Source organism: Pseudonocardia sp. SID8383 (genome assembly GCF_009864975.1).
Taxonomy (GTDB): Bacteria; Actinomycetota; Actinomycetes; order Mycobacteriales; family Pseudonocardiaceae; genus Pseudonocardia; species Pseudonocardia alni.
Genome location: NZ_WWFY01000523.1, coordinates 1 through 6,613, shown reverse-complemented (window position 1 = coordinate 6,613; position 6,613 = coordinate 1). Strand labels below are relative to the sequence as shown.

Genomic DNA, 6,613 nt, shown 5'->3' with positions numbered 1-6,613 from the left:
CGGCGCGACCGGAGGTAGGCCCGCGGGCCGTTCAGCAGACCCCGGTTGCGCGTCTGGTCGGCGTCGGCGGGCATCGCCACGCCGGCGCCTGCCTCGCGGTCGGAGATGTGGCGCAGCCGGGCGACCGCCGCCGGCAGCCGGCGCAGCGCGACCGACCGGCCCTGCGGCGACAGCGCCACCTTCGCCAGGAAGCTGCCCAACCCGATCGCGTAGCCCTCGAGCTGGGTGTTCAGCGCGGCCTGGTCGGGGCGGTGGTGGTGCCAGAGGTAGGCGCCCGGGGCGTAGCCGAGGACGTTGCCGGCCAGGATCATGCGGACCAGGAACTCGCAGTCCTCGCCGCCGTGGGTGGGGGTGCCCGGGCCCATGGCCTCGTCGAAGCCGCCGACGGCGCGGGCGGCCCCGGACCGCACGGCGAGGTTGGCGCCGATGCCGAACAGGCCGGGTGCGAACGGGAAGATCGGGGAGTCCGCGGGGGGCTCGGCGAGGGTGAACCGGCGCGGGGTGAAGCCCTTGTTCCAGGCCAGGGCGACGTCGGCGGCGCGCTCCTCGGGGCTGCCCAGGCGGGCGGCCAGTACCGGGCCGGAGACGCAGGCGAGCTCGGGGTCCGCGGCGAAGGCGCCGGCGATGCGCGAGGCCCAGGCGGGGTCGACCTCGGTGTCGTCGTCGGTGAAGGCGACGATCTCGGTGCGGGCCTCGGCCAGACCCCGGTTGCGCCCGATGGACGCACCGCGCCGCGGCTCGCGGACGTAGCGGACGCGATCGGAACCCGCGGCCCGCACGGCCAGCTCGGTCCGCTCGTCGTCCGGGTCGTTGTCGACGACGACGACCGACAGCGCCGGGTGGTCGGAGGCGAGGACCGCGCGCAGGCAGCGGGCCAGCGACTCGGGCCGGTTGCGGGTCGCGACGACCACGGTGACCGGGTCGGCCGCGGACGGCGCGACGGCGACGGTGCCGGCCGCGGGCAGTGCGGCGACGGCGAGCGAGAGCTCCGCGGCGGTCGCGCGCCCGGCGCGCAGCGGCACGGTGACCTGACCCTGCGGGGTGCCACCGACGGTGACCAGCAGCCGTGCGGCGGCGAACCGCCGGTCGACCTCGAGGTCGCGGGCCGGGGCGAGCCGGTCGAGCTCACCCACCCAGGTCGGTACGTCGGGAGTCATCGCCATGGACCCCATCGTGCTCACCGTCGCTGTGACGACGCTGAGATCGGCCTGTGGGACAACGGAGTGTGGGGCGCGCCACCCCGGACGAGTTCCGGGCCCCGCACCGCAGACCCTCCCCTCACGTGAGAGTACGGTCGGGCTGTTCGCGCGCTCCCGCCGTCGTGGCCCGCGGCCCCGCCCCTCCCCCGACGTGAAAGCGACCGTCGTATCGTGCCCCGCTCCGCCCTGCCCGACCTCGCCACGCTGCGTGCGCGCTGGACACCCCGCCTGGTGCGCACCGAGGTGCTCGCCGGACTCGTCGTCGCGCTCGCCCTGATTCCCGAGGCCATCGCGTTCTCGATCATCGCCGGGGTGGACCCCCGGGTCGGCCTGTACGCCTCGTTCACCATGGCCGTGGTCATCGCGGTCTGCGGCGGGCGACCGGCGATGATCTCGGCCGCCACCGGCGCGATCGCGCTGGTCGTGGCCCCGCTGTCGCGGGAGTACGGCGTCGAGTACCTGTTCGCCGCGGTCGTGCTCGGCGGGGTGCTGCAGATCGCGCTGGCCGCCGCGGGCGTCGCGCGACTGATGCGCTTCCTGCCACGCAGCGTGATGGTGGGCTTCGTCAACGCACTCGCGATCCTGATCTTCACCTCACAGGTGCCCCAGCTGGTCGGCGTGCCCTGGGCGGTCTACCCACTGGTCGCCGTCGGCCTGGCGGTCATCGTCGGGCTGCCGCGGCTGACCCGCGTCGTCCCGGCACCGCTGGTCGCCATCGTCGGGCTGACCGTGGTCACGGTGACGGTCGCGGTCGCCGTGCCGACCGTCGGCGACCAGGGCGCGCTGCCGGACACGGTGCCGCTCCCGCACCTCCCCGCGGTGCCGCTGACGTGGGAGACGCTGCGGATCGTCGCGCCGTACGCGCTCGGCGTCGCGCTGGTCGGGCTGATCGAGTCGCTGATGACCGCGCGCCTGGTCGACGACATCACGCAAACCGGCTCGGACAAGACCCGCGAGTCGTGGGGCCAGGGGGTCGCGAACATCGTCACCGGTTTCACCGGCGGCATGGGCGGCTGCGCGATGATCGGCCAGACGATGATCAACGTGAAGGCGTCCGGGGCCAGGACGCGGCTGTCCACGTTCCTGGCGGGGGTGTTCCTGCTGGTCCTCGTGGTCGCACTCGGCGACGTCGTCGCGCTGATCCCGATGGCCGCCCTGGTCGCGGTGATGGTCATGGTGTCGGTCGGGACGTTCGACTGGCACTGCATCCGTCCGGCGACACTGCGCCGGATGCCGCGCAGCGAGACGGCGGTGATGCTGACGACCGTCGTGGTCACCGTCGGCACCGACAACCTCGCCTTCGGCGTGGGCGCCGGCGTGCTCGTCGCCTCGGTGCTGTTCGCGAACCGGGTGTCACGGCTGGTCGGGGTGGACCGCACCGTCGACGACGGCGGGGCGGTCGTCTACCGCGTCACCGGCCAGCTGTTCTTCGCCTCCAGCAGCGAGCTGAGCACCGCGTTCGCCCCCGAGGGCGACCCCGACGAGGTGACCGTCGACCTGTCCGGCGCGCACGTGTGGGACGCCTCGACCGTCGCCGTCCTCGACGACCTGCGGCGCCGCTACGCGCGGTCCGGCCGCACGCTCGTCGTCACCGGGATGAACGACGACAGCCGCGACCGCCACGAGCGGCTCGCCGGACACCTCGGCGGCGGGCACTGACCACCGGGACCTAGGCCCGCCCGCGTGCCGCCAGCACCTCGGGGATCCGGTCCTCGATCCAGCCGACGAGACCGGCGAGGTGGCCGGTCACGCCGTGGCCGAGCCCGGTGAGGCCGTAGCTGACCTGCGGCGGGGTGGTCGCGACGACCTCGCGGTGCACGAAGCCGTCGCCCTCCAGGGTGCGCAGGGTCTGGGCCAGCATCTTCTCGCTGATCCCGCCGACGGCGCGGCGGAGCGCGGAGAACCGGTGGTCCTCGCGGGACAGGACCACGAGCACGAGGACCGCCCACTTCGACGTCACGTGGTCGAGGACCGACCGCGACGGGCAGCTGCTGTCGAACGCGTCACCCGAGAACAGGCCCGTGGGCCGCTCCACCTGCGTGCTCACCGTTCACCCACCTACTTACCAGAAGGTACGTACTTACCGGACGTAAGCCTATCCGGCAGTGTCGGCACCGTCCACGACGAGATGAGGAGACAGCGATGATCATCGTGACCGGGGCGAGCGGGAAGCTGGGCGGCGCGGCCGTGCGGGCGCTGCTGGAGACCGTGCCGGCGGAGCAGGTGGGCGTCCTCGCCCGGTCCGCGGAGAAGGTGGCCGACCTGGCCGCGGCCGGGGTCCGGGTGCACGTCGGCGACTACGAGGACCCGGCCTCGCTGACGGCGGCGTTCGCCGGCGCCGACGGGCTGCTGTTCGTGTCCGGCTCCGACGTGACCCCCGGGGTGCGCGAGCGCCAGCACGGCAACGTGGTCCGCGCCGCGGCCGACGCGGGCGTCGGCCATGTCGTCTACACCAGCGCGATCGGCGCGGACCGGCCCGGCGCGCCCGCGTTCCTCGCCGACCACACCCTCACCGAGGAACTGCTGCGCGGCTCCGGACTGCCGGTGACGCCGCTGCGCAACACCTTCTACTCGGACATGTTCGTCAACCCGGGCGTGGTCGCCACCGCGCTGGAGGCCGGGGAGACGGTCGCCGCGGACGGCGGCCGGGCGCTCAACACCGCCACGATCGCGGACCTCGCGCGGGCCGCCGCCGTCGTCGTGGCCGGCGGGCCGCAGGAGCACGCCGGGCGCGCCTACGAGCTGCGCGGACCGCTGTGGACCTACGACGAGCTGGCCGCGACGATCGCCGCGGAGTCCGGCCGGCCGGTGTCGCACCGCCGGGTACCGCTCGACCAGGCCCCGGCCCCCGCCTTCATCGGCGAGTTCGTCTCGTCGGGAATGTTCGCCGAGCCGTCGGAGGACCTCGCGACGCTGCTCGGCCGCCCGGCGACCGGGATGCCCGAGCTGGTCCGCGCCGCCCTGGCCTGAGCCGGGAACAGAACACCCGGCGCCGCGGTTGTGGTTGACGTATCAACCGAACGGGCCGGAAGGAGGCCGCACCGATGAGGATCGACGCGCTGTCCTGGATGACCGGGACGGAAGCAGGGCCTGCCGATCGGTGGGAGCACGCCGGGTACCTGTTCGACTCCGGCGACCCCGCGGGGGCCGCGACGGTGCTCGCCGAGCTCGTCGCCGAGCAGCCCGGGGCCGCCGCGGTCCGGCTGCTGCTGGCCCGCGCGTACTACCACTCCGCGCAGCTCGGCCGGGCCGAGACCGAGCTCCGCGAGCTGGTGCGCCGCGAGCCGGCCGACGGGTACGCCCACCTGCTCCTCGGGCGCACCCTGCAGCGCCGTTCGCGCCACGACGAGGCCGCGCCGCACCTGCGGCTGGCCGAGGCGATGGGCGTCAGCGCCGGGTGACCGTGCTCGGCAGCGCCGGTTCCGACCGGCGCTGCCGGGGCACCACCACCGCGCCGGGGAGCCCGCCGACGACCGGGACGCGGTCCGCGAACAGCAGGTAGCCACCGCAGGTGAGGGTGGCGAACAGCCCCAGCTCGATCGCGGCGTGCAGCCCGTCGGAGAGCATCGCGATCATGCCGAGGTGCAGCCCGGTCCCGGCGACGACGGCGACCGGCCGCAGCCGCGACGACCACAGCCCGAACGCGACGAACAGCTCGGTGAGTACCGCGCCGAACGCCATCGGCACCAGGAACACCGGCGTCAGCATCGCCGCCGGGACCAGCACCGAGTCCCACGTCCAGGACGCCAGACCGTTGCCGGACAGGAAGTCCGGACGGATCTTCGAGATCGCGGCGTAGAAGTAGACGATCGTGATCTGCGCCCGCAGCACCAGCACCGGCGCCGCCCACACCCGGTCGGCGCCGTGTCCGCGCCGGGACCGGAGTGACCAGGCCGCGTCGCAGTCGGAGAACGACAGCAGCACCGCCGCGGTGAACAGCAGGTAGGTGTGGTTGGAGTAGTAGCCCGCACCCCAGACGAAGCCGGCGGTGCACAGCCCGACCAGCAGGGCCGCCGCCCGCGCGTTCCACCCCACGACGACGGCCAGCGCCGCCAGCCCCATCACCGCGCCGAGCGCGAGCCAGACCGGGGCGGGCAGCGTCGGGCCGACCCCGAACAACGGCCCGGCCCGGGTCCCGAGCAGCGGGCTCGCGCCGAGCTCGACGGCCTTCAGCCCGGCGACGAGCCCGACCAGGATCCGGTACCCGGCCAGCGGGCGGGCGGGGAGCGTGTCGGGGAGCCTCAGCACGACTGCTCCCACTCCGGGGCGCCGTCCCGGGTCCGCGACACCGAGACGAGGTCCGGGGCCGCCGCGCACAGCAGCCCCGGGACCGTGGCTCCGTAGTGGACGGTCCGCTGCGGCCACGGCAGGCCCCCGGTGTCGAGGGCGCGGGACGCGCCGTCGGCGGTCCTTCCGGTGTAGGCGTACTCCGTCGACGACGCGACGAACATGCTCCAGGAGTAGCGGCGCGGCGGCTCGGTGGTGGCCAGGCCGACCGCGGGGATCGCGACCTCCAGGGCCACGACGCCCGCGAGCAGCCACCCCGCGGTCCTGCGTGTGAGAAGCGGCACGTCCACTCATCGCCCCGCAACGGTCCGGTGTTAGCCGGTCACTTCCCGTCGAGGGAGTAGATCCGGACCCAGTCCACCTCGTACGTCGCCGGCTGCATGTTGCCGCCGAAGAAGTTGTCGAGCTGGATCGTCAGGTGCCCGCTGGGCATGTCCTGGATGTTCTTGCGGCCGGGCCGGGCACCGCCGGAGAAGGAGAACCACTCCTTGCCGTCGATGAAGCCCTTCACGTGGTCGGGCGTCCACTCGACGGCGACGTTGTGCCACTCGCTCAGCGGTGCACCGCAGTTCTTCTCCTTGGCGTACTCCTGCTGGACCGCGCCGCGGCCGTGCGGGTAGTGGATGAACGCCTCGGCGCACTGCTCGCCGGGCGCGCCGTTCTCGAGGAAGTCGTACTCGCCGTCCTGGGGCCAGCGGTCCGACTGCGGCCAGATGATCAGCAGCGGGTGGTACTGCCTGCCGTTGTCCGCGCCGGTGGCCTCGGAGCGGACGCGGGCCTCCCAGCGGCCGTATCGCTGGTTGAACTTCGACGAGATCCACGCCGAGTCGCCGTTCCGCAGCCCGGTCTGGATCAGCTTGCCGTCCTTCACCGTGGACCGGCTGGCACAGCGGCCGCCGTTGCCCGCGTGACCGGGCCAGCACTCGCCCGCCTGGTTCCACTTCGCCGGGTCGGGCGGTCCGGTGTAGCCGAACTCGTCCGACGCCGGCAGCGGCGCGCCCCAGCCGTAGCGTTCGGCAGCGCTGGTGGCGCCGGGTCGGGGCGCACTCTGGTCGGCCGGTCGGGCCGAGGGGTCGGCGGGCGCGGCGGGCGCGGCCGCGGGGTCGGTCGGCGTCTCGACGGGCTCG

General features: G+C 74.2%; 8 protein-coding genes. 3 read left to right on the top strand and 5 right to left on the bottom strand.

Going from position 1 to position 6,613, the window contains the following annotated elements:
* Positions 1 to 1,163 (bottom strand): glycosyltransferase (locus GTW08_RS12995; RefSeq protein WP_161151972.1); only part of this gene is annotated, 1,163 nt, incomplete at its 3' end.
* Between the two features lie 207 nt (positions 1,164 to 1,370).
* Here GTW08_RS12995 and GTW08_RS12990 point away from each other — a divergent pair.
* Complete coding sequence (locus GTW08_RS12990) at positions 1,371 to 2,858, top strand: SulP family inorganic anion transporter (protein ID WP_174565914.1); 1,488 nt, start codon at positions 1,371 to 1,373, stop codon at positions 2,856 to 2,858.
* 10 nt (positions 2,859 to 2,868) lie between these two features.
* Here the strand turns inward: GTW08_RS12990 and GTW08_RS12985 are convergent, their stop codons facing one another.
* A complete protein-coding gene (locus GTW08_RS12985) occupies positions 2,869 to 3,246 on the bottom strand; it encodes a winged helix-turn-helix transcriptional regulator (RefSeq protein WP_174565915.1) in 378 nt (125 codons plus the stop codon).
* Between the two features lie 95 nt (positions 3,247 to 3,341).
* On the opposite strand from GTW08_RS12985, the gene GTW08_RS12980 reads away from it, so the two are divergent.
* Positions 3,342 to 4,169, top strand: coding sequence for an NAD(P)H-binding protein (locus GTW08_RS12980; protein ID WP_073577828.1), 828 nt, complete (start codon positions 3,342 to 3,344; stop codon positions 4,167 to 4,169).
* Positions 4,170 to 4,243: 74 nt separating this feature from the next.
* Entirely contained in the window at positions 4,244 to 4,600 is a 357-nt protein-coding gene (locus GTW08_RS12975; RefSeq protein ID WP_237453800.1) for a tetratricopeptide repeat protein, read from the top strand.
* On the opposite strand, the gene GTW08_RS12970 is transcribed toward GTW08_RS12975, so the two are convergent.
* From GTW08_RS12970 to GTW08_RS12960, 3 genes are all read right to left on the bottom strand, one after another.
* On the bottom strand, positions 4,587 to 5,447 hold the full coding sequence (locus tag GTW08_RS12970; RefSeq protein ID WP_073577829.1) for an HTTM domain-containing protein: 861 nt from the start codon (positions 5,445 to 5,447) through the stop codon (positions 4,587 to 4,589). The genes GTW08_RS12975 and GTW08_RS12970 overlap by 14 nt on opposite strands.
* Positions 5,441 to 5,770: a hypothetical protein gene (locus tag GTW08_RS12965; RefSeq protein WP_157818447.1), complete on the bottom strand. Its 330-nt coding sequence runs from the start codon at positions 5,768 to 5,770 to the stop codon at positions 5,441 to 5,443. The genes GTW08_RS12970 and GTW08_RS12965 overlap by 7 nt, the downstream gene beginning before the upstream one ends.
* A gap of 38 nt (positions 5,771 to 5,808) precedes the next feature.
* Positions 5,809 to 6,613 (bottom strand): glycoside hydrolase family 16 protein (locus tag GTW08_RS12960; RefSeq protein ID WP_161151971.1); only part of this gene is annotated, 805 nt, incomplete at its 5' end.